Below are 21,997 nucleotides of genomic sequence, written 5' to 3'. Positions count from 1 at the left end.
CTCCCGCAATGCCCTGCAAACGGCTTCCTGCGCCTCCTGGCGCACCCTGGCTGGCTTGTCTGTGTCGAGTGGTTGCACGGGCTGAGTTTAGCGTGTAGATCAGGGAGCGACCACTGGTGCCCGCTACAGGCGACCTTTACAGACCAACATGCCGAGGGCACACCCTTGCCACCCTGTAAGCCTGTTCAGCCGTGAGAGTGCCTTCTAGCGCGTGCTGGCGGGTCCTGGCTGGGCTTTGACCATGCGCGGGCGCAGAGGCGTGTTTAGCCGCTAGATACAGGATGCCGGAATGGCGGTTGTTGTTTACCTGGATCACCGGCAGCGGAACCCCGCCCCCGGCATGGATTGACTTTTGCGTGTCCATAAAAAGGGCATGCGGCCATGCGGAGTTTTCCCACCCCTAAAAAGGCGTCGGGGCAGGATGGTGGTGTTGTACCTGGGCGCAGGCAGTGGGTCAGTGTGCGGCTACTGGCCGAGGCCCGCTGCACTTACTCTGCACTTACGGGACTGCACCCTGGCTGAAACTATGGGCGCGATGCCCGATTTATTCTTTATTTTCAATCGCTTAGTGGCGGGGGCAGAAGGATTCGAACCCTCGACCTACGGCTTAGAAGGCCGTTGCTCTATCCAACTGAGCTATACCCCCGGAACGCGGTGATTGTATCACCGAGAGAGCATTAGTGAACCTGTTGGCAGAACGCCGTGAAGACAAACAACCTGAAAATGGGGTGGCCGACGGGTCTTGAACCCGCTACCTCCGGAGTCACAATCCGGTGCTCTACCAGGTGAGCTACGGCCACCACTGTATGGTCTGAAAACTATGCTACCAACCTGACAGCTGTGGCCAATAGTTGGTCGGGGTAGAGAGATTCGAACTCCCGACATCCTGCTCCCAAAGCAGGCGCGCTACCAGACTGCGCTATACCCCGATGATCCTGAACACTGCCTTGAAACAGCCGTTTTCAGGAGGCGCATCATACTCAGCCCCCACCGGGGCGTCAACGCCGTATTACGGATTTTAGCCCAGTTTCCGCCGCCGCGCCCCTCCCATTTGCGGGGGCTGCGTGGGACAATACGCGCCCTCAGCAACCCGCCACCACAGGAAAATATCCCATGTCAGCACTGGTTCTGGACGGCAAGACCCTCGCAGCCCAAACCGAGGCCGACCTGCTTGCACGAGTCGAGCAGCTCAAGGTCAGATCCGGGGGCAAGACCCCTATCCTCGCCACTATCCTGGTCGGCGATGACCCCGCCTCCGCGACCTATGTGAGAATGAAGGGCAATGCCTGCCGCCGCGTGGGCATGGAATCGCTGGCGGTGGAATTGCCCACCAGCACCACCACCGAGACCCTGCTGGCGAAGATCCAGGAGCTCAATGCCAACCCGGATGTGCATGGCATCCTGCTGCAGCACCCGGTGCCGGAGCAGATCGACGAGCGTGCCTGTTTCGATGCCATCGCCCTGGAGAAGGATGTCGACGGCGTGACCTGCCTGGGCTTTGGCCGCATGGCCATGGGCGAGGACGCCTACGGCTGCGCCACACCCCAGGGCATCATGCGCATCCTGGAACACTATGGTATCGACATTGAGGGCAAGCACGCGGTGGTCGTGGGCCGCAGCCCCATCCTCGGCAAGCCGATGGCAATGATGCTGCTGCAGAAGAACGCCACGGTCACCATCTGCCATTCCCGCACCCGCGACCTGCCGGGCCTGGTGGCGCAGGCGGATATTCTGGTGGGGGCCGTGGGCAGGCCGGAATTCATCAAGGCCGAGTGGGTCAAGCCCGGCGCGGTGGTGGTGGATGCGGGCTACCATCCCGGTGGCGTGGGCGATATCGAGCTTGAGCCGCTGGCGGAAAAGGCCAGTGCCTATACCCCCGTGCCCGGTGGCGTCGGCCCCATGACCATCAATACCCTGATCCTGCAGAGCGTCATGTCTGGCGAGAAGTCTCTGGGCTAGGAAAAATGGACCTGACCCTTTAAGTTTTCTTAAAACTTAAAGGGTCAGGTCCATTTTAAATTCGGCGCCAGCGCGTTCCTTCGCGGGAATCCTCCAGCTCAACCCCGGCCGCCAGCAGCTCGGCGCGTATCGCGTCGGCGCGGGCGTAGTGCTTGTCCGCCTTGGCCTGTTGGCGCTCATTGATCAGCGCGTCAATGGCCTCGGCGTCAATGCCCTCTTCCCCCGCTCCGCCCTGCAGCCACTCGTCCGGGGCCTGTTGCAGAATCCCCAGCAGCTTCCCGGCCGCCAGCAGCCGGGCCTTGAGCAGCGGCTTTTCCGCATCCGCTGCCTTGTGCAGCTGCTTGGCCAGGGCGTGCAGTTCGGCGATCGCCAGCGGCGTGTTGAGATCGTCCTCCAGGGCCCGATAGAACGACTCCTCGGCCAGCGCGACCTCGCCAGCCGCCGGCACCTCCTCTAGCGCGCGCAGGGTGTTGTAGAACGCGGCCAGGGTGGCCTCGGCCTGGTCCAGCAGTTCCGCGGAGAAGTTCAGCGGCGAGCGGTAATGCGCCGACAGCAGCGCAAAGCGCAGTACTTCGCCGCGGTAGTGGCCCAGCAGTTCGCGCACGGTGCGGAAATTGCCCAGGGACTTCGACATCTTCTCGCCGTCGATATCCAGGTAGGCGTTGTGCATCCAGTAGCGCACGTAGTCGCCGCCATGGGCGCAGCGGCTCTGGGCGATCTCGTTCTCGTGGTGCGGAAAGATCAGGTCGCGGCCGCCGCCGTGGATGTCGATGGTCTCCCCCAGATGGGCGCGGATCATGGCCGAGCACTCCAGGTGCCAGCCCGGTCGGCCCCGGCCCCAGGGGCTTTCCCAGCCCGGGTCCTCGGCCGCCGCCGGCTTCCACAGCACGAAATCCCCCGGATGGCGCTTGTAGTCCGCCACTTCCACCCGCGCCCCGGCCAGCATGTCATCCAGCGAGCGCTTGGACAGGCGCCCGTAGTCGGGCATGGACTCCACCGCGAACAACACGTGGCGCTGGCTCTCGTAGGCATGGCCCTTCTCGATCAGGGTCTGGGTGAGCGCGATCATGGCCTCGATATTGTGGGTGGCGTGGGGCTCCAGGGTCGGCGGCAGCGCGTTCAGGGCGGCCATGTCCTCCCGGTATTTGGCGGTGAACTCGGCGGTGACCTCATCGATGCCGCGGCCGGTTTCCCGGGCGGCGGCGATGATCTTGTCGTCGACGTCGGTGATATTGCGGGCGTAGACGACCTTGCCGTACTGGGTCTGCAACAGCCGGAACAGCACGTCGAACACCACCACCGGGCGGGCATTGCCGATGTGGGCCAGGTTATAAACCGTGGGGCCACAGACATACATGGTGACGCTGTCCGGCGCCAGCGGCTCGAAAGGCTCCTTGCGCGCGCTCAGGGTGTTGTAAACGGTAATGCTCATGCCTGGTCACCGCCGCCCGCGTTCCAGGTATCGCGCAGGCCGATGGTGCGGTTGAACACCGGCTGCTCCGGCGTGTGCTGGTAGCGGTCGGCGACGAAGTAACCCTCGCGCTCGAACTGGAAACCCTGCTCGGGTGCGGCGTCCGCCAGCGACGGTTCAATCCAGGCATTCTCCACCACCCGCAGCGAGTCGGGATTGAGAAAATCCATAAACGCGTTGTCGCCGCGATCCGGCGCTTCGTGGGTAAACAGGCGGTCGTACAGGCGCACGGTGGCCCGGCGGCCGGCTCTGGCAGACACCCACTGAATCACGCCCTTGGGCTTGATGCCGTCTGCGGGGTCCTCGCCGAAGGTGTCGGCAATGGTCACCGCGTGCACTTCGGTGATGTTACCGGCGGCGTCCTTCACCACGTCCGTGGCCTCGACCACGCAGGCGTTGCGCAGCCGCACCCGCTTGCCCAGCACCAGGCGCTTGTATTTCTTGTTGGCCTCTTCGCGGAAGTCGTCGGCATCGATGTACAGCTCGCGGGTGAACGGCAGCTCGCGGCTGCCCAGGTCCTCGCGGCCGGGGTGCGCGGGGGCGCTCAGCAGTTGCCGATGGTCCGCCGCCAGATCCGTCAGCACCAGCTTCAGCGGGTTCAGCACGCACAGGGCCCGGGGCGCGTTTTCATTGCGCTCGTCGCGGATGGCGTGCTCGAGCATTGCTACGTCCACCACCCCATCGCTGCGGGTGACACCGATCATGTCGCAGAAGGTGCGGATGGCGGCGGGGGTAAAGCCGCGGCGGCGCATGCCGGCGATGGTGGGCATGCGCGGGTCGTCCCAGCCGTCGACCACGCCCTCGTCCACCAGCTGCTTGAGCTTGCGCTTGCTGGTGACGGTGTAGTTCAGGTTCAGACGCCCGAACTCATACTGGCGCGGCCGCGACGGCACCGGCAGATGTTCGATAAACCAGTCGTACAGGGGCCGGTGATCCTCGAACTCCAGGGTGCAGATGGAGTGGGTGACGCCCTCGATCGCATCCTCCTGGCCGTGAGCGAAATCATAGGTGGGGTAGATCACCCAGTCGCTGCCGGTCTGGTGGTGGGCGGCCTTGCGGATGCGGTAGAGAATGGGGTCGCGCAGGTTCATGTTGGGCGCGGCCATATCGATTTTGGCCCGCAGGACCTTGCTGCCCTCGGCAAACTCGCCCGCCTTCATCCGCGCCAGCAAGTCCAGATTTTCCTCGACGCTGCGCGCCCGGAAGGGGCTGTTGCGCCCGGGCTCAGTCAGGGTGCCGCGGTGTTCCCGGGCCTGCTCGGCGGTGAGATCGCAGACATAGGCGCACCCATTGCGCACCAGGTGCTGCGCCCAGTCATAGAACTGCTGGAAGTAGCTGGAGGCATAGCGCACCTCCCCCGCCCACTCATAGCCCAGCCAGCGCACGTCCGCCTGGATCGATTCAATGAACTCCTGGCTCTCCTTCTCCGGGTTGGTGTCGTCAAAGCGCAGGTTGCAGCGGCCGCCGAAGCGCTCCGCCAGGCCGAAGTTCAGGCAGATGGACTTGGCGTGGCCCACGTGCAGGTAGCCATTCGGCTCCGGCGGGAACCGGGTGACCACCTCCTGCACGCGGCCGGCGGCGAGATCGTCGGCGATCAGGGTCTGGAGGAAGTTGTTGGCGGGCTTGATGTCCATGCGGTCTGGTTCGGCTCCAAAAACGGCGCATTATACTGCCTGCGGAGGAGCCCTTACAGGACTTTGCGGCATCTGCACAGGCAGTTGTCGCGCACGCTGTGTTTTACTGGCTGGCAAAAGCCCGTATCATTACGCTCTCTTTTCGACAGCGGCGACTCCAACAATGGTAATCATCAAAACAACCTTCGGCGACATCACCTTGACCCTGGACGCTGACAAGGCCCCCGCCACCGTGGCCAACTTCCTCAAGTATGCCCGCGAGGGGTACTACGACGGCACCATTTTCCACCGGGTCATCGACAATTTCATGATCCAGGGCGGCGGCTTCGACACCGCCATGAAACAGAAGCCCGCCGGCGAACCGATCACCAACGAGGCGGACAACGGTCTCAAGAACGTTTTCGGTACCGTCGCCATGGCTCGCACCATGGATCCGCACTCCGCCACGGCGCAGTTCTTCATCAATGTGAAGGACAACGATTTCCTCAACCACAGCGGCAAGAACGCACAGGGCTGGGGCTACGCGGTGTTCGGCAAGGTTACCGCCGGCGAGGAGGTCCTGAACAAGATCCGCGGGCTCCCCACCACCAGCCGCAACGGTCACCAGGATGTGCCGGTAGACCCGGTCATCATCGAAACTGTCGAAATTATCGAGGACTGAAGCAGCGGCCGCCGCAGTGCCCGCGACCTACTTCATCTCCGACCTGCATCTGGAGGCGACTCGCCCGGGTACCGTCCGGGCCCTGCGCCGGTTCCTGCTGGAACACCAGGACTGCGACGCTCTGTATATCCTCGGGGACCTGTTTGAAGTCTGGATTGGTGACGACGACGACTCGCCGCTGTTGCGGGAGGTGGCGGAAATGCTGCAACGATTCAGCGCCGCCGGTCCGCGCCTGTACCTGATGCAGGGCAACCGGGATTTCCTCCTCGGCAAGCAATTCTGCCAGCGCGTCGGTGGCAAGCTGCTGCGGGATCCCAGCGTGGTGAATCTCTACAGCAAGCCGACCCTGCTGCTGCATGGCGACAGCCTCTGCACCCGCGACACGGAATACCAGGCCTTTCGCAAAACCACCCGCACCAAGGCCTGGCAGGCGGAACTGCTGGCCCGATCCCTGGAAGAGCGCCGGGTCCTGGCGCGGGAGCTGCGCAATCGCAGCCGCGAGGCCACCAGCAACAAGGCCGAGGACATCATGGACGTGACCCCGGAGGAAGTGGAGCGCGCTTTCCTGGACCACGAGGTCCGGCAAATGATCCACGGCCACACCCATCGCCCGGCCCGCCACGATCACGCCGCGGGTACCCGCTGGGTGCTCGGGGACTGGGATCAGAAGGGCTGGTATCTTGAGGTCACGCCGAACAACTTTGATTTGGTGGATTTCGATATAAAACAATAGCTTGATGTTTTTTTCCAGATTATACCTGAAGTAACGCCGCAGCCGCCGCCTCGGCAAATATAAAGGGTCAGGTCCACTTTATGAAGGACCTGACCCTTTATGTTGGGGGCGAACGCCGCTGTGGAAGCGGAACTCGGTATCGACACTCTGGATCAGCTCTGCTTCGTGAGCGCGCAGCACCGCCAGCCGTTCGGCGATCTCCGCCGCTGGCGCCAGGGCCGCCGCCAAGCCCAGGTAGTCTTCGAAATGGCGCGCCTCGGATTTCAGCAGGGAGCTGTAGAAGTCCGCCAGCTCCGGATCCAGCACCGGGATCAGCGCCGCGAAGCGCTCGCAGGAGCGGGCCTCGATCAGGGCGCCCACCAGCAGGGTATCCACCAGCCGCCCGGGCTCATTGCCCCGCACCTGCTTGCGCAGCTCCCCGGCATAGCGCGAGGCGGACAGCTGGGGATAACCGACACCGCGTTTCTGCATCAGGCCAAACACCTGCTCGAAATGGCGCAGCTCCTCCCGGGCCAGACGCGACAGCTTGTGCAGCAGGCGCGGCTGGTCGACGTAGCGGTACATCAGGTTGAGCGCGGTGGAGGCGGCTTTCTTCTCGCAGTTGGCGTGGTCCACCAGCAGCAGTTCCGGGTTTTCCAGCGCCCAGGCTACCCAGGCCGGTGGCGTGGCACAGGGCAGAAAGGCGCGCACCGGCGCCAGCAGGGTATGAAACTGCATCAGCGGGCGTCCCCGGCGAACAGGTCCGGGGTGCGCATGTAGCGGTCGTAGTGGGCTTCCGAGAGGATATAGAACTCCTGGTCGATCAGGACGCGCAGCTGCGGCAAACTCAAGTCGCGGTATTCGGCATGCACGGTGAATCCGAAGTCTTCCGTTCGGGTGATCTGCCCGGCGCCCGCCTTGAGCAGGCTGAAAACCTGGCAGTACTCGTCGTGCTCGGTGTTGAAGCGCAGCTGCTGCACCTGCAGCTGCCACAGCAGCAAAGCTTGGTCGACTACCGCCAGCTTGTTGCTGACGCAGCGCGAGAGGAAATCGGCCAGGCGCCCGTCGATCGCCGCCTTCTGCTCGTGCGTATAGCCATTCCAGTGGATCACTTCGTGGCTGAAGCGCTTGCAGCCGCGGCACACGGCGTCGCCGATGCCGGTGGAGCAGACGCCGATACAGGGTGTCTTGACGACGGGTTTGAGCATAGTCTGGTGCGAGAAAACGGGGCCATTTACGGCCTGAAAGTGTAAGTCATAGCCCGCCTGAATGCACGGTATAAGCGTGCAGCCGATTTATCTTGCACCCCCGCTGGGCTACAATGCCGCACCGATTTCCACGGCACCGGAGGCAGCCAACAGGCCTGCCCGCAGGGCCACCCGTCACTGCAACAAGGAGCTTTACTGTGCTAGAAGCCTATCGCGAACACGTGGCCGAAAGGGCCGCCCTGAACATTCCGCCCAAGCCCCTGAGCGCCGAACAGGTTGCCTCCCTGGTAGAGCTTCTCAAGACCCCCCCCGCCGGCGAAGAAGACTTCCTGCTGGATCTCATTACCACCCGCGTGCCCCCGGGCGTGGACGAGGCCGCCTACGTCAAGGCAGGCTTCCTGTCGGCAGTGGCCAAGGGTGAGGCCGAGTGCCCGCTGATCGATCGCGCCGCCGCGGTCAAGCTGCTGGGCAACATGCACGGCGGCTACAACATCGAAACCCTGGTGGGCCTGCTGACCAATGCCGAATTGGGCACCCTGGCGGCTACCGAGCTCAAGCACACCCTGCTGGTGTTCGACGCCTTCCACGACGTGGAAGAACTGGCCAAGGGCGGCAACGCGAATGCAAAGGCGGTACTGGAATCCTGGGCCGAGGGCGAGTGGTTCACCAGCCGCCCGGAAGTTCCTGAATCGATCAAGGTGTCCGTGTTCAAGGTCACCGGCGAAACCAACACCGATGACCTCTCCCCCGCTCCCGACGCCTGGTCGCGGCCGGACATCCCCCTGCACGCGCTGGCCATGTACAAGATGACCCGCGACGGCCTGACCCCGGCAGAACCCGGCGTCACCGGCCCCATGCAGCAGATCGCCGAGCTGCAGGCCAAGGGTCTGCCGGTGGCCTTCGTCGGCGACGTGGTCGGCACCGGCTCTTCGCGCAAGTCTGCCACCAACTCGGTGCTGTGGTTCTTTGGTGACGAAATGCCCGGCGTGCCCAACAAGAAGGGCGGCGGCATCTGCATCGGCGGCAAGGTGGCGCCGATCTTCTACAACACCATGGAGGACGCGGGCGCGCTGGTATTTGAAGCCCCGGTCGACGACCTGAATATGGGCGACGTGATCGAAGTGCGCCCCTATGACGGCAAGATCCTCGCCGAGGACGGCGCGGTGCTGTCCGAGTTTGCCCTCAAGTCCGATGTGCTGCTGGACGAGGTTCGCGCGGGTGGCCGCATCAACCTGATCATCGGCCGTGGCCTCACCACCCGGGCCCGCGAAGCCCTGGGCCTGCCCCACTCCAGCCTGTTCCGCACCCCGGAAGTGCCCGGCGACACCGGCAAGGGCTTCACCCTCGGGCAGAAGATGGTCGGCCGCGCCTGCGGCGTCGACGGCGTGCGCCCCGGTACCTATTGCGAGCCGCGCATGACCACGGTCGGCTCCCAGGACACCACCGGCCCGATGACCCGGGACGAGCTCAAGGACCTGGCATGCCTGGGCTTCTCCACCGACCTGGTGATGCAGTCTTTCTGCCACACCGCGGCCTACCCCAAGCCGGTGGACATAGACACCCAGCACAGCCTGCCCGACTTCATCATGACCCGCGGTGGCGTATCCCTGCGCCCGGGCGACGGCATCATCCACAGCTGGCTGAACCGCATGCTGCTGCCCGACACGGTCGGCACCGGCGGCGACAGCCACACCCGCTTCCCGATGGGGATTTCTTTCCCCGCGGGTTCGGGCCTGGTGGCCTTCGCCGCCGCCACCGGCGTGATGCCGCTGGACATGCCGGAATCCGTGCTGGTGCGCTTCAAGGGCAAGATGCAGCCCGGCATCACCCTGCGCGACCTGGTCCACGCCATCCCCTACTACGCTATCCAACAGGGCCTGTTGACGGTGGAAAAGAAGGGCAAGAAGAACATCTTCTCCGGCCGCATCCTGGAGATCGAGGGGCTTTCGGGTCTCACGGTAGAGCAGGCCTTCGAGCTGTCGGATGCCTCCGCCGAGCGTTCGGCCGCCGGCTGCACCATCGCCCTGGACGAGGACACCATTGCCGAGTATCTGCGCTCCAACGTGGTTCTGCTGCGGGCGATGATCGCCGAGGGCTACGGTGACCCGCGCACCCTCGAGCGCCGCGCCCGCAAGATGGAACAGTGGCTGGACCAGCCCAGCCTGATGCAGGCCGACGCCGATGCCGAGTACGCGGCGGTGATCGAGATCGACCTGGCGCAAGTGCAGGAGCCGATCGTCTGCGCCCCGAACGACCCGGACGACGCCCGCCTGCTCTCCGCCGTCGCCGGCGACAAGGTCGACGAGGTCTTTATCGGCAGCTGCATGACCAACATCGGCCACTTCCGCGCCGCCGGCAAGCTGCTGGACCAGCACAAGGGCAACCTCTCCACCCGTCTGTGGATTTCACCCCCCACCCGGATGGACCAGCACCTGCTGATGGAAGAAGGTTACTACAATATCTTCGGCGCCGCCGGCGCCCGCACCGAGATGCCCGGCTGCTCCCTGTGCATGGGCAACCAGGCCCGGGTGGCAGCGAACAGCACGGTGCTCTCGACCTCGACCCGCAACTTTCCCAACCGCCTGGGCGACGGCGCCAACGTCTACCTGACCTCGGCGGAACTGGCGGCGGTGGGGGCGATCCTGGGCAAGCTGCCGACACCGGAGGAATACCTGCAGTTCGCCAGCAAGCTGGACGCCATGTCCGCGGAGATCTACCGCTACATGAACTTCGACCAGATTGTGGAGTTCCAGCACAGCGCCGAGGAAGGCAAGCGCATCGCCGCGGTGCAGGTCGACGTCGTCAGCGCCGCCTGAGCGCTGACAACGGACCCGCTGATAACGGACCTGACCCTTTAGATTTGCAAAATCTAAAGGGTCAGGTCCGTTTTTCCCGTTTTTCTTGCCTCATGCCCAGCAAGAATTCCAGCCGGCTGTCCGCCAAGAGCACACTGCGCTCAAAGCGGAAGTCGGCCAGCACTGTCTGCAACTGGGCCTGGGGCATCGGCGCGTAGCCCGGCAGGAGCTGCCGCCGCGACCGCAGGGTCAGGGTGTCAGCGTTGAGAATCCCGTGAATCCGTGAATCCTCCGGCGTGCCGCGCTTGTGCACGCCGAAGGCGTGGCCGCGGGTATCGGCGTGCAGATGCGGGTGCAGTACCTCAAGCAGGGCGCTGGCGGCGGCCACCGGCAGATAATTGAACAGATCCCAGAACAGGCAAATGTCGAAGCGGGTGGCCGCCGGCAAGGGCAGCAGTTTCCTGAACTGCTCGATGTAACTCGGGCCATCGTCTTCCGGCGTCAGCGGCAGCGCACTGAACAGATCCGCGATATGCAGGGTGCAGGGCACAGCGGAAAAGAACGCTACCGTCTCCGGCAGCGCCGGGCCCACGTCCAGTACCGTTACCCGCTGCCCCTCGACGACATGCTGCAATACCGACGGCAGCAGCTGCGAAACCTGAGGCTGCGGGCTCACAATTCAGGCCGGCGCAGCGCCAGCCCGGGGGGCGACTGACGCATGGGGCTCAACCGTGTTTCTGATCCAGCCCTGGTTTCTGGTTGCCCGCGGGCGCGGCAGCGGCGACGGGCTTCTCGGCTTTGGGGGCCGCCGTCTGGACGTCGGTGCGAGTGTCGCCCGGATCCATGTCGATACTGCCTTTGAAGATGGCACCATCCTCCAGGGTCACCCGCGGCGCAATAATATTGCCCCGGACTCTGCCGGATTTGGCGATGACAACCTTTTCGCTGCCGGTCACGTCGCCGGCCACTTCGCCCTCGATCTTCACGATCTTGGCCTTGATGTCCGCGGTCACCTTGCCGGACTGACCGACCGACACTTCGTGGTCGCCGAGGTCTATGGTGCCCTCTACCTTGCCCTGGATCAGGAGGTCTTCGCCACCGCTGACGGTGCCCTTGATATGAATGCTCGGTCCAATCATCGCAGTGTTCCTCGTGGCGGCAGGTTGCGGCGTACTCTGGTCTGCGGGCGCGCGCGGCGCGGCGACCGGTTCGGGTGCCGGCGGCTCGGCCGGCGGTTTGTTCCTGTTTCGATCAAACATCGGATCGCCACCTCATAGGTGTGGGGGTGGGCAATCGTAGCAGGGCCATGGGGAGTGTGAAAGTGATCAATTCGGAGTATCTGGACTTATCCGCCAAAACGGACCTGACCCTTTAAGTTTCCCAAAGTTAAAGGGTCAGGTCCGTTTTGGCGTTGTTCAGCTCAGGCGGGTGCGGAAATCGTCGTAGCCGAATTCACGCACGGTTTCCAGGGTATCGGTGGCGGAGTTCCAGAGCACGATGGCCGGCAGCCGGGTGCCGTTGAAGGTACTGGTCTTGACCATGGTGTAGTGGGCCATGTCCCGGAACACCAGCCGCTGGCCGATCTGCAGCGGCGCGGGGAAGCTGTAGTCGCCAATGACGTCGCCGGCGAGGCAGGTAAGCCCGCCCAGGCGGTAGGTGTGGCCCAGTTCCCCGGCCTCTCCCCCACCCAGCAGTTCGGGCCGGTAGGGCATCTCCAGGGTGTCGGGCATGTGGCAGGTGGCGGAGCAGTCGAGAATGGCCTGGTCCAGCGCGTTCCAGGTCAGGTCCAGCACCTCGGTCACCAGCACGCCGGTACCGATGGCCACCGCCTCCCCCGGCTCCAGGTACACCTGCACCCGGTGGCGGCTGGCAAAGTCGCGGATACAGGCAACCAGGTCGTCGATCTGGTAACCGGGGCGGGTAATGTGGTGGCCGCCGCCGAAATTGACCCAGTCCATCTGCGGCAGCAGGTCGCCGAATTTTTCCTCCACCGCCGCCAGGGTGCGCTGCAGGGGCGGAAAGTCGTGCTCGCAGAGGGTGTGGAAGTGCAGCCCGGTAATCCCCTCCAGGGTGCTGACATCGAGTTGCGAGCGCGGAATCCCCAGGCGCGAGCCCGGCGCGCAGGGGTCGTAGATGGGCACATCGCCCTCGGAGTGTTCCGGGTTGATGCGCAGGCCGAAGCGCAGCTCCGGGCGCGCGCGCTGGGCCGCCTGGCACAGGGGCCGGAAGCGGACCCACTGGGCGCAGCTGTTGAACACCACATGGTGGGCTATCTGCAGGATCTCGCGCAGGTCCGCCTCGTGGTAGCCGGCGCCGAACACGTGCACTTCACCCGCCTGCTCCGGACCGCGATAGTAGTCGTGGCCCAGCCGCGCCTCATGCAGGCCGCTGGCGCAGCTGCCGTGCAGGTAGCTCGCTGTCAGGTCCCCCAGGCGCCAGCAGGAGAATGCCTTCAACGCCGCCAGCACCCTGGCCCCGCTGGCATCGGCCACCTGCCGGAGAATCGCCAGGTTGCGCTCCACCGCCACCTCGTCCACCACATAGCAGGGGGACGGCAGGCGCGCGAGGTCCAGCTTGCTGAAATCCGTGAACTGGAAGATCTGCACTCTAGATATCCTGGCCCTTGACCACGTCGAGGTGGAAGGCGGGATCCAGCTCCACCACAGTCCAGGGCAGGCCATACTGGTTCATGTCCGCCATGAAGGGATCCGGGTCGCGCTGTTCGACGTTCCACACCCCGGGCTCGCGCCAATGGCCCTCGAGAATCATCTTGGCGCCGATTACCGCCGGCACCCCGGTGGTGTAGGAGATCGCCTGGGACTGCACCTCGCGGAAGCATTCCTGGTGATCGGAGATGTTGTACAGGTACATCACCCGCTCCTTGCCGTCCTTGGTCCCGCGCACCACGCAGCCGATACAGGTCTTGCCCTTGGTGCGCGGACCCAGGGTGGAGGGGTCCGGCAGCAGCGACGCCAGGAACTGGATCGGCACGATCTGGTGGCCCTGGTAGTCCACCGGCTCGATACCGGTCATACCCACGTTGCGCAGCACTTCCAGGTGCGTGAGGTAGTTCTCCGAGAAGCTCATCCAGAACTGGGCGCGCTTGAGCCCGGGGAAATTCTTGCTCAGGGATTCCAGCTCCTCGTGGTACATGCGATAGATGTTGTAGGCGCCGACGTTCTCCGGGCACTCGAAGCGCGCCTGCTTGGACATGGGCGGCGTGGTGACAAACTCACCATTCTCCCAGTGCCGGCAGTCGGCGCTGACTTCGCGGATATTGATCTCGGGATTGAAGTTGGTGGCGAAGGGGTAGCCGTGGTCGCCGCCGTTGACGTCGATGATGTCCAGCTCGCTGATCTCGTCGAAATAGTGCTTGGCGAGATACGCGGTGAAGATGTTGGTGGCGCCCGGGTCAAAGCCGCTGCCCAGGATTGCGGTCAGGCCGGCGTCGCGGAACCTGTCCTGGTAGGCCCACTGCCAGTGGTACTCGAACTTGGCGGTGTCCTGCGGCTCGTAGTTGGCCGTGTCCAGATAGTGCACGCCCGCCGCCAGGCAAGCGTCCATGATGCTGAGATCCTGGTACGGCAGCGCCACGTTGATCACCAGCTCCGGCTGCTCGGCCTTGAGCAGAGCGGTGAGCTCATCGACGTTGTCTGCATCCACCTGCGCGGTGCGGATCGGCCGCGAGACCTGGGCGGCAATGGCCTTGCATTTGGCTTCGGTACGGCTGGCCAGCACGATCTCGCTGAACACTTCCGTCAGCTGTGCACACTTGTGCGCGACCACGCCGCCGACGCCGCCGGCGCCGATAATCATCACTTTGGACATGTCAGTGCTCCTTTGCTGCTAACGGGTTCAGTGGTGCTCGAAATAGGTATAGCCCTGCAGGCTGTCGCGGAAGGCGCGCAGGATTTCCTGGCGCTCGGCCACGGAAATACGGCCGCTGCGCACCGCGTTCTCTGCCACCCGGCGGAACTGCTCCTGCATGTGCTTGGGCTCGTACTCAACGTAGCTGAGCACATCGGCAATGCTGTCGCCGTGGAACTCGCGGGCGAAGTCGAAGCTGCCGTCCGAATTGACCGTAACATTGACCACGTTGGTGTCGCCAAACAGGTTGTGCAGGTCGCCCAGGGTTTCCTGGTAGGCCCCCACCAGGAACACCCCCAGGATATAGTCTTCGTCCTCGCGCAGGCCGTGCAGCGGCAGGGTGCTGCTGGTGCCCGCGGGCAGGGAGAACTTGTCGATCTTGCCGTCGCAGTCGCAGGTGAGGTCCGCGAGCATGCCGCGGCGGCTGGGCTCTTCCTGCAGCCGGTGCAGGGGCATGATCGGAAACAGCTGGTCGATGGCCCAGATGTCCGGCAGCGACTGGAACAGGCTGAAGTTGCAGTAGTAGATATCCGACAGCAGCTCGGGCAGGTTCTCCAGCTCCGGCGGCACCCGCGTCATTCCCGGCAGCAGGACCACGATGCGCTGCAGCACCGCCAGGCAGATGTCATCGGCCAGGGCGCGCTCGCGCAGGGTGGCCTGCCCGTGCTGGAACATCTCGCGGATCTCATCGCGATAAAACAGGGCGTCGTTGTAGCACTCCTGGAAATTCTCGCGCCCCACCACATCCAGCACTTCACGGATATTGCGCAGGGTGTCATTGCAGCCTTCCGGCAGCACCTCGGGGATGTGCTGCGGTTCCCAGGTGCGCACGTCCAGCACGTTGAACAACAGCATGGAGGAATAGGCCACGGTGGCGCGGCCGGATTCGGTGACAATCACCGGGTGCGGAATGTCCAGCGGGTCAAAGGTCTCGCGAATACTCTCGACAATGTTGACGCAGTATTCTTCCAGCTGGTAGTTCATCGAGTGGGTGCTGTTGGTGCGGGCACCCTCGTAGTCCACCGCCAGGCCGCCGCCGAGGTCGAGGTAGCCCATGGCGGCGCCCTCCTCCACCAGCCCGGCATAGAAGCGGCAGGCTTCCAGAACGCCGTTGCGGACGTTGCGGATGTTGGGCACCTGGGAGCCCAGGTGGCAGTGCAGCATCTGCAGACAGTGCAGCATGCCCGCTTCACGCAGTTCGTCGACCACGGTGATCAGCGCGGGCGTGGACAAACCGAAGATGGAGCGGTCGCCGCTGTCCTGGCTCCAGTGGCCGTCGACTTTTACCGAGCTCTTCATGCGCACGCCGATCAGCGGCTCCACGTCCAGGGCCCGGCTGCGCTCGATGATCATGCGCAGCTCGCTCACCGATTCCAGCACGAAAAAGCAGGGATAGCCCATGCGCCGGGCGTACAGGCCCAGGTCGATAAACTCGGAGTCCTTGTAGCCATTGCAGACCACCAGGCTTTCAATGTCCCGCAGCTGACTCAGGGCGATGGTCAGTTCGGCCTTGCTGCCGGCTTCAAAACCGTGGTGGAAGCGGGTGCCGTAATCGGCGATCTCCTCGATCACGTGGCACTGCTGGTTGACCTTGATCGGGAATACGCCGCGGTAGACATTGGTGTAGCCGCCACTGGCGATGGCGTCGGCAAAGGCTCTATTGAGCACCTTGATGCGGTGGTCCAGCACATTGCGGATCCGCAGCACCGCTGGCATTTCCAGGTTGCGCGCGCGCATGCCGGCGACGATATCCATCAGGGAGACGCTGACGTCGCCCTCGCCGGGGTTGATCGTCACCTGGGCGTGGCCGTTGTCGGCGATGCTGTAGTATCCGGCGCCCCAGGCGTTTATGCCGTAGAGCTCGGCACTGTCGGCGGCGCTCCAGCCCGCTGCGGGCTGTGCTGAGTCTGTCATGATCCTCCCGTGTTCAGTTCAATGGCACGCAGAGGCTTTTGGCATCCTCAGGTGCAGCTATTGCTGGCAACTGGCATTGGTCGTTTGGGTAGTGGAAACGGCGCCGATTTTAGGCCGCTGCGGCGCAAACGCAAGCGCTAAATCCCGGCGGCCAGCAGCGCGCAACAGACTAACGCGCCAGTTTGGTAGTTTTCAACCTGCGCCACCACGGCCCATGACAGTCGCCCGTCCCAGGCACTATATTACAGGGATTACCCCGATGGATAACCCATGCCTGTCCAGAGCGCCAAACAGACAGCCCCAGCCCGGGCCGAGCACCCTGCCGAGATCAACCCCGAAATCAGCATAGAGCGGGCTCTACCGGCGGACCTCGACGCACTACTGGCGATCGAAACCGCCTGTTTCAGCAACGACCGCCTGTCCCGACGCAGCTTCAAGCGCTGGCTGCGGCGGGATGACTGCGTGTTCCTGGTGGCCCGGGATGGCGCGCATCTGGCGGGCTACAGCCTGGTGCTGCTGCGCCAGGGCACCCGGCTGGCCCGCCTCTACTCGCTGGCAGTGGCGCCGGACTACCAGGGCCTGGGCCTGGCGCGGCGCCTGCTGCAACAGGCCGAGCGCGATACCCGCGCCACCGGCGCCCTGTACCTGCGCCTGGAAGTGGCGAGCACCAACAGCGCCGCGATTGCGCTCTACCGGCAGCTGGGCTACACCCAGTTCGGCCTCTACCACGACTACTACGAAGACCACGGCGATGCCCTGCGGATGGAGAAGTGTATCCGCCCCTACGAGCCCGGCGGCGACTCCCATTGCATACCCTGGCTGGCCCAGACCACTCCCTTCACCTGCGGTCCCGCGGCGCTGATGATGGCCATGGCCGGGCTGGACAGCAGCTACGAGCCGACGCCGCTGGAAGAGATCGAGATCTGGCGCCAGGCCACCACCATCTTCATGACCTCCGGCCACGGCGGCTGCCACCCCCTGGGGCTGGCCCTGGCCGCCAGCGCGCGGGGCTTCCGCAGCGAAGTCTGGATCAACGCCGTGGGCCCCCTGTTTCTGGAGGGCGTGCGCGACGAGAACAAGAAACGGGTCATGAGCCTGGTCCACGACGCCTTTGTGGTGCAGTGCGACCGCCGCGATATCCCCGTCCATTATCAGGACATCGATCAGCAGCAGCTGGTGGAGCTGTTCGATGCCGGCGCCAATATCCTGATTCTGATCTCCACCTACCGCCTCGACAGCAAGAAGGCGCCGCACTGGGTGGTGCTGTCCGGCTACGATGACAGCTGCCTGTATGTGCACGACCCGGAGCTGGATGATCTCGGCACCCCGAATGCGGCCCGCGACGCCAACAAGGCGCCGCTGGATTGCCAGCACCTGCCCATTGCCCGCGCCGACTTTGCCGCCATGCACCGCTTCGGCGGCAGCCGTCTGCGGGCGGTAGTCGTGGTGCAGCCGGCGAAGCGGAGGAGGAAGAAGAAGTCGTGAGCGCCGACCCGAACTACCTCGCCCTGGTGCGTGAGCTGTCCGAGCGCATGGTGCTGGCCCAGCGCCCGATCCGCATTCTCGACGCCATCAAGTGGAGCGGCGCGGTGCGCAGGGATTTTTTTGCCCGCGGCTGCCGCGAACTGCCGCAGATTGACCGCGATTACTATCGCGAGAAAAACCCCCTGGACTTCGACCCCGCCGCCAAGCGGGCGGAATTCCAGGACATCGAGCGCGACATCGCGCGCAAGCTCGGGCAACTGAACCCCCTGGCCCAGATCATGCGCCGCATGTGCCGGGAGTATCGCAGCGTGGTACAGATGCTGGAAGCGCGCGGCGAGCCCGATTTCGGCACCATCTCGGTGGACCTGTACGGCTCCGCCACTGACGTGTTTCACGCCGGCGACCCCACCCTGGCGGACCTGGGCACGGTGATGGAGGGCACCCTCACCAACCTGCTGCAGAACCGCTCCATGCAGGAAGCGCCCAAGGATATTCCCGCGGAACAGGCGGTGGAGATGCTCAACCAGCGCCTGCTGCAGGTGTTTCCCGACGCCGGCATCCGGGTCCTGCTCAACGACCAGATGACCGCGGATGCCGCCGCCGGTTCCGACTACCTGAAGATCCGCAGCGATGCCCGCTTCAACCGCCTGGACATCGACGTGCTGGAAGTGCACGAGGGCTGGGTGCACCTCGGCACCACCCTGAACGGCGGCGCCCAGCCAGCCTGCACCTTCCTCGGCAAGGGCACGCCCGCGGCCACCACCACCCAGGAGGGCCTCGCGGTACTGACCGAAATCCTCACCCTGCGCTCCAGCCCCTCGCGCCTGTACCGGCTGATCAACCGGGTTCGGGCGGTGACCCTGGCCGAGGAAGGCGCCAGTTTCGTCGACGTGTTCCAGTATCTGCGCGACCACGGCATGAGCGAGGACGACGCCTGGAGCATCGCCATGCGGGTGTTCCGCGGCAGTACCCCGGAGGGCAAGCCCTTCACCAAGGACCTCGCCTACATGCGCGGCTTTGTCCAGACCTACAACTTCCTCCGTCTCGCCATGAGCGAGGGCCGCCTGGACAGCCTGCCGGTACTGTTCTGCGGCAAGATCACCCTGGAGGACATCCAGACCTGGCGCCAGCTCATTGATGAGGGTGTGGTCGAGGCGCCTCGCTTCGTGCCACCGCACTTTGCCGACCTGCAGGGCCTGGCGACCTGGATGAGTTTCTCGCGCTTTATCGCCTCGCTGAACTTCGACCAGCTGCAGGCGGATTACGGCGCCCTGCTCTAGGAAGTACCCGGCATGCGCTGCAGCTGCTGGCGCAGGTTGCGCAGCTGCTGCTGGCGCGCGCTGCCGCCCGCGGCGCTACCGGTATAGGCCAGCTGCTCGAACCCTTCGGTGAAGTCCCGCGCCCAGCGCCCCAGCGCCGGGTCCGCATGCGCCACCCGCTGACAGAAAGCCCGCGGGCCCTCGCCGCGCTCGCGGGCCAGTCCGCGCCGCACCAGCCGGGCACAGAATGCCAGGTACAGTTGCTGCGCGGGATCCAGCGGCCGGCGCCGGTGCCGCCCCAGCAGCAGCCAGGCCACGGGCACCAGCACCAGCGCGCCGCTGGCGAGCACAATGATGACAAAGGTCTGGGCCCGCACCGAGCCGAACAGGTCCTGCAGCAGACTGTATTGCTCCTCACTGTTGAAGCCCACCACCCAGCTCTGCCAGCGGTAGGTCAGGGCGTCGTAGCGCAGCCTGAGCATGTTGACCCAGTTCACACTGCGGTAGCGCAGGGGCGACAGGGGCGAGTTGGCGAGGAAGCTGCCCTCACCGGCCAGCGCCTGCTCCAGCCCCAGCTCAATGCGATCCGGAGACACCGCACCGGTCGGGTCCACCCGCACCCAGCCCTGCCCCTCCAGCCACACTTCAGACCAGGCGTGGGCGTCAAACTGATGCACAATCACGGTGCCGTTGACCGGATTGATCTCTCCGCCCTGGTAGCCCGCCACCACCCGCGCCGGCACCCCGGCGGCGCGCATCATCAGGGTGAAGGCGTAGGCATAGTGCTCGCAGAAGCCGCGCCGGCTCTGGAACAGGAACTGGTCCATCGGGTCCGGGCCGCTCAGCAGTGGCGGCTGCAAGGTATAGACAAAGTTCTCGCGATTGAAATGCGCCAGCACCGCATCGACAAACGCCGCGTCGCTGGTGCTGGCGGCGTGGAGTTCCGCGGCCAACTCGCGGCTGCGCGGGTTGCCCGTAGCCGGCAGGACCAGCTCCGTGCTGCGCCGCCAGTCGGACAGCTCGGTTTCCAGCGGCGTCTGTGGCCAGCTGCTCACCCGGTAGCGCAGCTGATCCTCTATTTCCACCGGTGAGAACAGGCGAAAGTCGGGGGTGGGGATCACCCCCGACTGCCGCGCGCGCGCGTAGCGCAGGCTGTAGAGCCAGTTCTGCTGGGTGGGCATCATCAGCACCGAATAGGACAGCTCCGGTCCCGCCGGCTCCGTTGCCTGCTGCCGCATTTCTGCCCCCGGCAGCTCGTGATAGCGCAGGCTGCGCCAGGCGCCGTCATCCAGCACGCTGAACACCAGCCCGCGCCAGTACAGCTCCGAGCGCGGCGGGATGTCCCCCTCGAACTCTGCCCGGAAGGCAACTTCGTCGGACTGGCTCAGACTGGAAATATCACCGGGCTTCATGAAGTCGCTGACCCCGGTCCTGGCGGCGTGGCTTTTCACCGGCACCGTCCACAGGGGCCCGATGCGCGGGAACAGGAAGAACAGCACCAGCATCAGCGGAAACGCCTGGGCCAGCATCAGCGCCGGCAGGCGCAGGGTGTCGACCCGGAAGCGGTGCTCGCCGGGCCGGTGCAGCGCTACCAGAGCGGTGGTCACCAGCAACAGGGTAAACAGCGAGTACAGCACCAGCAGAATATCCTGGGTGAACAGGAACGCGGTAACGCAAATAAAGTAGCCGAGAAAGATCAGGACGTAGGCATCCTTGCGCTTGACCAGCTCCAGCAGTTTCAGCGCAAAGGCGGTCAGCAGCAGGGCCACCGTCGGCTCCAGACCCAGCAGGTTGCCGTAGCTGAGGAAAATGGCGGCGAAACCGGCGCCAATCAGGCCGACCCGGGCCCAGCGCCCGGGAAAGGACACGCGCCCCTGATATGCCAGCAGGCGCCAGACCGCGGTCGAGAGGTAGACCAGCACCACCCACACCGGCAGGCGCCCCAGATGGGGCAGCAGCAGGGCGAACTGGCTGAGGATGATCCACACCAGGGCATTGCGGGGAATCAGGCTGGCGGCGCCCACGGCAGCTTTCACGTGCCCTGGCCCCCGGCACCGAACAGCGCCAGCGCGGTCAGTACCCGCTCCAGCTGCGCCTCGCCGCGGGCGGGCGCAATTTGCGTGCCCGGCAGGCGCAGGCCGTAGTCCTCGTCGCCGCGCTCGAACAGCAGCGCCCAGTGGCACAGGTGGGACAGACGCTGCTCCAGCGGCAGGCCGGGGAAGGCGTCCCAGTCCAGCCAGGCACTGCGATCGGTATACGCGGCGTAGTGTTTGCTCTGCAGGGCCTGCCCCTTGGCCAGGCCCTTCCAGTGCACCTGGCGCAGGGAGTCCCCGCGCCGGTATTCCCGGAAACCGTAGAAATCATCGCTGCCGGAGACGGCCACCGCCGCACCCTCGGGGCTGTCGCTGGACGCTCCCGGCAGTTCCGGCGAGGCCAGCGGCTGGGGATAGACCAGCGCCCGCAGATCCAGGTCCACCCAGGTCCAGCAGCGCAGCAGGCCCAACGGGTAGCTGCTTTCCAGCAGCAGGCGCCCGGGGTGATACCAACCGCGCTGCCCCACCGGCACAAACAGGCGCAATTCGACGCTGTCGCGGTCGACCAGGCTGACCCGGGCATCGCCGCCACGGGGCCAGGCCAGGCGCAAGCCGTAGTGGGCGGCGCGCCGGCCGCGCTCCAGGCGCAGGGTGAATTCGCTCTGTTGCCCGGGGAAGGCGGCGCTGGCGGCCACCGCGTGCAGGGTCAGACCCGCCAGGTTGGCGTAGGTGTGCAGGATCGCGATCACGAACAGGGTGGCAAGCAGGAAGGCCACCGCGTAGGCCATGTTGTTCTGGTAGTTGATCGCCGTGAGCAGGATCAGCAGCAGCAGGAGGAAGAAGAACAGGCCGGGCAGGGAGGGAAAGATGAAGATCCGGCGCTGATCCAGGGTCACCGAGCGCGCCGGCGGAATGCGCCGCTCCAGCCAGCGGCCAAAGCGACCCCGCGGGGCGCTGGTGGCGCGGCCTGTCACTTCGGGGGCAGTGGCCATGGCGGGC

Annotated in this window: 17 protein-coding genes and 3 tRNA genes; 6 read left to right on the top strand and 14 right to left on the bottom strand. The window is 65.0% G+C overall.

The window, feature by feature from the left end; genetic code table 11:
• Positions 1-569 precede the first annotated feature (569 nt).
• From Q6D67_RS14470 to Q6D67_RS14460, 3 genes are all read right to left on the bottom strand, one after another.
• A tRNA-Arg gene (locus tag Q6D67_RS14470) sits at positions 570-646 on the bottom strand.
• Positions 647-724: 78 nt separating this feature from the next.
• Positions 725-800 (bottom strand) — tRNA-His (locus Q6D67_RS14465).
• A gap of 52 nt (positions 801-852) precedes the next feature.
• Positions 853-929 (bottom strand) — tRNA-Pro (locus Q6D67_RS14460).
• Between the two features lie 184 nt (positions 930-1,113).
• On the opposite strand from Q6D67_RS14460, the gene folD reads away from it, so the two are divergent.
• The gene (gene folD / locus Q6D67_RS14455; protein ID WP_304706372.1) at positions 1,114-1,959 is read left to right on the top strand and encodes a bifunctional methylenetetrahydrofolate dehydrogenase/methenyltetrahydrofolate cyclohydrolase FolD; all 846 of its coding nucleotides are present in this window, start codon (positions 1,114-1,116) and stop codon (positions 1,957-1,959) included.
• 55 nt (positions 1,960-2,014) lie between these two features.
• On the opposite strand, the gene cysS is transcribed toward folD, so the two are convergent.
• Together cysS and Q6D67_RS14445 are read right to left on the bottom strand one after the other, a co-directional pair.
• The gene (gene cysS / locus Q6D67_RS14450) at positions 2,015-3,391 is read right to left on the bottom strand and encodes a cysteine--tRNA ligase (RefSeq protein WP_304706371.1); all 1,377 of its coding nucleotides are present in this window, start codon (positions 3,389-3,391) and stop codon (positions 2,015-2,017) included.
• On the bottom strand, positions 3,388-5,064 hold the full coding sequence (locus Q6D67_RS14445) for a glutamine--tRNA ligase/YqeY domain fusion protein (protein ID WP_304706370.1): 1,677 nt from the start codon (positions 5,062-5,064) through the stop codon (positions 3,388-3,390). Before Q6D67_RS14445 ends, cysS begins: the two co-directional genes overlap by 4 nt.
• A gap of 163 nt (positions 5,065-5,227) precedes the next feature.
• On the opposite strand from Q6D67_RS14445, the gene Q6D67_RS14440 reads away from it, so the two are divergent.
• Both Q6D67_RS14440 and Q6D67_RS14435 read left to right on the top strand, forming a co-directional pair.
• Positions 5,228-5,725 carry a peptidylprolyl isomerase gene (locus tag Q6D67_RS14440; protein WP_304706369.1) on the top strand — a complete coding sequence of 166 codons (498 nt, stop codon included), beginning with the start codon at positions 5,228-5,230 and terminating at the stop codon, positions 5,723-5,725.
• Between the two features lie 16 nt (positions 5,726-5,741).
• A complete protein-coding gene (locus tag Q6D67_RS14435; RefSeq protein WP_304706368.1) occupies positions 5,742-6,458 on the top strand; it encodes a UDP-2,3-diacylglucosamine diphosphatase in 717 nt (238 codons plus the stop codon).
• A gap of 78 nt (positions 6,459-6,536) precedes the next feature.
• On the opposite strand, the gene Q6D67_RS14430 is transcribed toward Q6D67_RS14435, so the two are convergent.
• Together Q6D67_RS14430 and Q6D67_RS14425 are read right to left on the bottom strand one after the other, a co-directional pair.
• Complete coding sequence (locus Q6D67_RS14430) at positions 6,537-7,175, bottom strand: tRNA-(ms[2]io[6]A)-hydroxylase (RefSeq protein WP_304706367.1); 639 nt, start codon at positions 7,173-7,175, stop codon at positions 6,537-6,539.
• The gene (locus Q6D67_RS14425; RefSeq protein WP_304706366.1) at positions 7,175-7,645 is read right to left on the bottom strand and encodes a DUF1289 domain-containing protein; all 471 of its coding nucleotides are present in this window, start codon (positions 7,643-7,645) and stop codon (positions 7,175-7,177) included. The genes Q6D67_RS14430 and Q6D67_RS14425 overlap by 1 nt, the downstream gene beginning before the upstream one ends.
• Before the next feature lie 197 nt (positions 7,646-7,842).
• On the opposite strand from Q6D67_RS14425, the gene acnB reads away from it, so the two are divergent.
• Entirely contained in the window at positions 7,843-10,461 is a 2,619-nt protein-coding gene (acnB, locus tag Q6D67_RS14420) for a bifunctional aconitate hydratase 2/2-methylisocitrate dehydratase (protein ID WP_304706365.1), read from the top strand.
• A gap of 61 nt (positions 10,462-10,522) precedes the next feature.
• On the opposite strand, the gene Q6D67_RS14415 is transcribed toward acnB, so the two are convergent.
• The 5 genes from Q6D67_RS14415 to speA all read right to left on the bottom strand — a co-directional run bounded on the left by Q6D67_RS14415 (position 10,523) and on the right by speA (position 16,221).
• The gene (locus tag Q6D67_RS14415) at positions 10,523-11,116 is read right to left on the bottom strand and encodes a hypothetical protein (protein ID WP_304706364.1); all 594 of its coding nucleotides are present in this window, start codon (positions 11,114-11,116) and stop codon (positions 10,523-10,525) included.
• A 49-nt stretch (positions 11,117-11,165) separates the two neighbouring features.
• Positions 11,166-11,579, bottom strand: a complete 414-nt coding sequence (locus tag Q6D67_RS14410) for a polymer-forming cytoskeletal protein (RefSeq protein WP_304706363.1) — start codon at positions 11,577-11,579, stop codon at positions 11,166-11,168.
• Between the two features lie 276 nt (positions 11,580-11,855).
• Positions 11,856-13,046 carry a carboxynorspermidine decarboxylase gene (gene nspC, locus Q6D67_RS14405; protein WP_304706362.1) on the bottom strand — a complete coding sequence of 397 codons (1,191 nt, stop codon included), beginning with the start codon at positions 13,044-13,046 and terminating at the stop codon, positions 11,856-11,858.
• A 1-nt stretch (position 13,047) separates the two neighbouring features.
• On the bottom strand, positions 13,048-14,268 hold the full coding sequence (locus Q6D67_RS14400; RefSeq protein ID WP_304706361.1) for a saccharopine dehydrogenase family protein: 1,221 nt from the start codon (positions 14,266-14,268) through the stop codon (positions 13,048-13,050).
• A gap of 27 nt (positions 14,269-14,295) precedes the next feature.
• Positions 14,296-16,221, bottom strand: coding sequence for a biosynthetic arginine decarboxylase (gene speA / locus Q6D67_RS14395; RefSeq protein WP_304706360.1), 1,926 nt, complete (start codon positions 16,219-16,221; stop codon positions 14,296-14,298).
• 270 nt (positions 16,222-16,491) lie between these two features.
• Between speA and Q6D67_RS14390 the strand changes: the two genes are divergently transcribed.
• Positions 16,492-17,706, top strand: coding sequence for a GNAT family N-acetyltransferase/peptidase C39 family protein (locus Q6D67_RS14390; RefSeq protein WP_304706359.1), 1,215 nt, complete (start codon positions 16,492-16,494; stop codon positions 17,704-17,706).
• Positions 17,703-18,986 (top strand): flavohemoglobin expression-modulating QEGLA motif protein, encoded by a 1,284-nt coding sequence (locus Q6D67_RS14385; protein ID WP_304706358.1) that lies wholly within the window; start codon positions 17,703-17,705, stop codon positions 18,984-18,986. The genes Q6D67_RS14390 and Q6D67_RS14385 overlap by 4 nt, the downstream gene beginning before the upstream one ends.
• Here the strand turns inward: Q6D67_RS14385 and Q6D67_RS14380 are convergent.
• Positions 18,983-21,001 carry a DUF3488 and transglutaminase-like domain-containing protein gene (locus Q6D67_RS14380; protein ID WP_304706357.1) on the bottom strand — a complete coding sequence of 673 codons (2,019 nt, stop codon included), beginning with the start codon at positions 20,999-21,001 and terminating at the stop codon, positions 18,983-18,985. The two genes, Q6D67_RS14385 and Q6D67_RS14380, sit on opposite strands and share 4 nt — an antisense overlap.
• Positions 20,998-21,990: a DUF58 domain-containing protein gene (locus tag Q6D67_RS14375; protein ID WP_304706356.1), complete on the bottom strand. Its 993-nt coding sequence runs from the start codon at positions 21,988-21,990 to the stop codon at positions 20,998-21,000. Before Q6D67_RS14375 ends, Q6D67_RS14380 begins: the two co-directional genes overlap by 4 nt.
• Between the last annotated feature and the right edge of the window lie 7 nt (positions 21,991-21,997).

Source organism: Haliea sp. E1-2-M8 (genome assembly GCF_030649675.1).
Taxonomy (GTDB): Bacteria; Pseudomonadota; Gammaproteobacteria; order Pseudomonadales; family Halieaceae; genus Haliea.
The sequence above is the reverse complement of the archived record's forward strand: the minus strand, read 5'-3'. Positions and strand labels throughout refer to the sequence as shown.

What these genes read in the sequence shown, in the direction of transcription:
- folD (WP_304706372.1), top strand. Translation starts at nt 1,114, where the DNA reads ATGTCAGCACTGGTTCTGGACGGCAAGACCCTCGCAGCCCAAACCGAG.
- cysS (WP_304706371.1), bottom strand. Translation starts at nt 3,391, where the DNA reads ATGAGCATTACCGTTTACAACACCCTGAGCGCGCGCAAGGAGCCTTTC.
- Q6D67_RS14445 (WP_304706370.1), bottom strand. Translation starts at nt 5,064, where the DNA reads ATGGACATCAAGCCCGCCAACAACTTCCTCCAGACCCTGATCGCCGAC.
- Q6D67_RS14440 (WP_304706369.1), top strand. Translation starts at nt 5,228, where the DNA reads ATGGTAATCATCAAAACAACCTTCGGCGACATCACCTTGACCCTGGAC.
- Q6D67_RS14430 (WP_304706367.1), bottom strand. Translation starts at nt 7,175, where the DNA reads ATGCAGTTTCATACCCTGCTGGCGCCGGTGCGCGCCTTTCTGCCCTGT.
- Q6D67_RS14425 (WP_304706366.1), bottom strand. Translation starts at nt 7,645, where the DNA reads ATGCTCAAACCCGTCGTCAAGACACCCTGTATCGGCGTCTGCTCCACC.
- Q6D67_RS14410 (WP_304706363.1), bottom strand. Translation starts at nt 11,579, where the DNA reads ATGATTGGACCGAGCATTCATATCAAGGGCACCGTCAGCGGTGGCGAA.
- Q6D67_RS14400 (WP_304706361.1), bottom strand. Translation starts at nt 14,268, where the DNA reads ATGTCCAAAGTGATGATTATCGGCGCCGGCGGCGTCGGCGGCGTGGTC.
- speA (WP_304706360.1), bottom strand. Translation starts at nt 16,221, where the DNA reads ATGACAGACTCAGCACAGCCCGCAGCGGGCTGGAGCGCCGCCGACAGT.
- Q6D67_RS14390 (WP_304706359.1), top strand. Translation starts at nt 16,492, where the DNA reads ATGCCTGTCCAGAGCGCCAAACAGACAGCCCCAGCCCGGGCCGAGCAC.
- Q6D67_RS14375 (WP_304706356.1), bottom strand. Translation starts at nt 21,990, where the DNA reads ATGGCCACTGCCCCCGAAGTGACAGGCCGCGCCACCAGCGCCCCGCGG.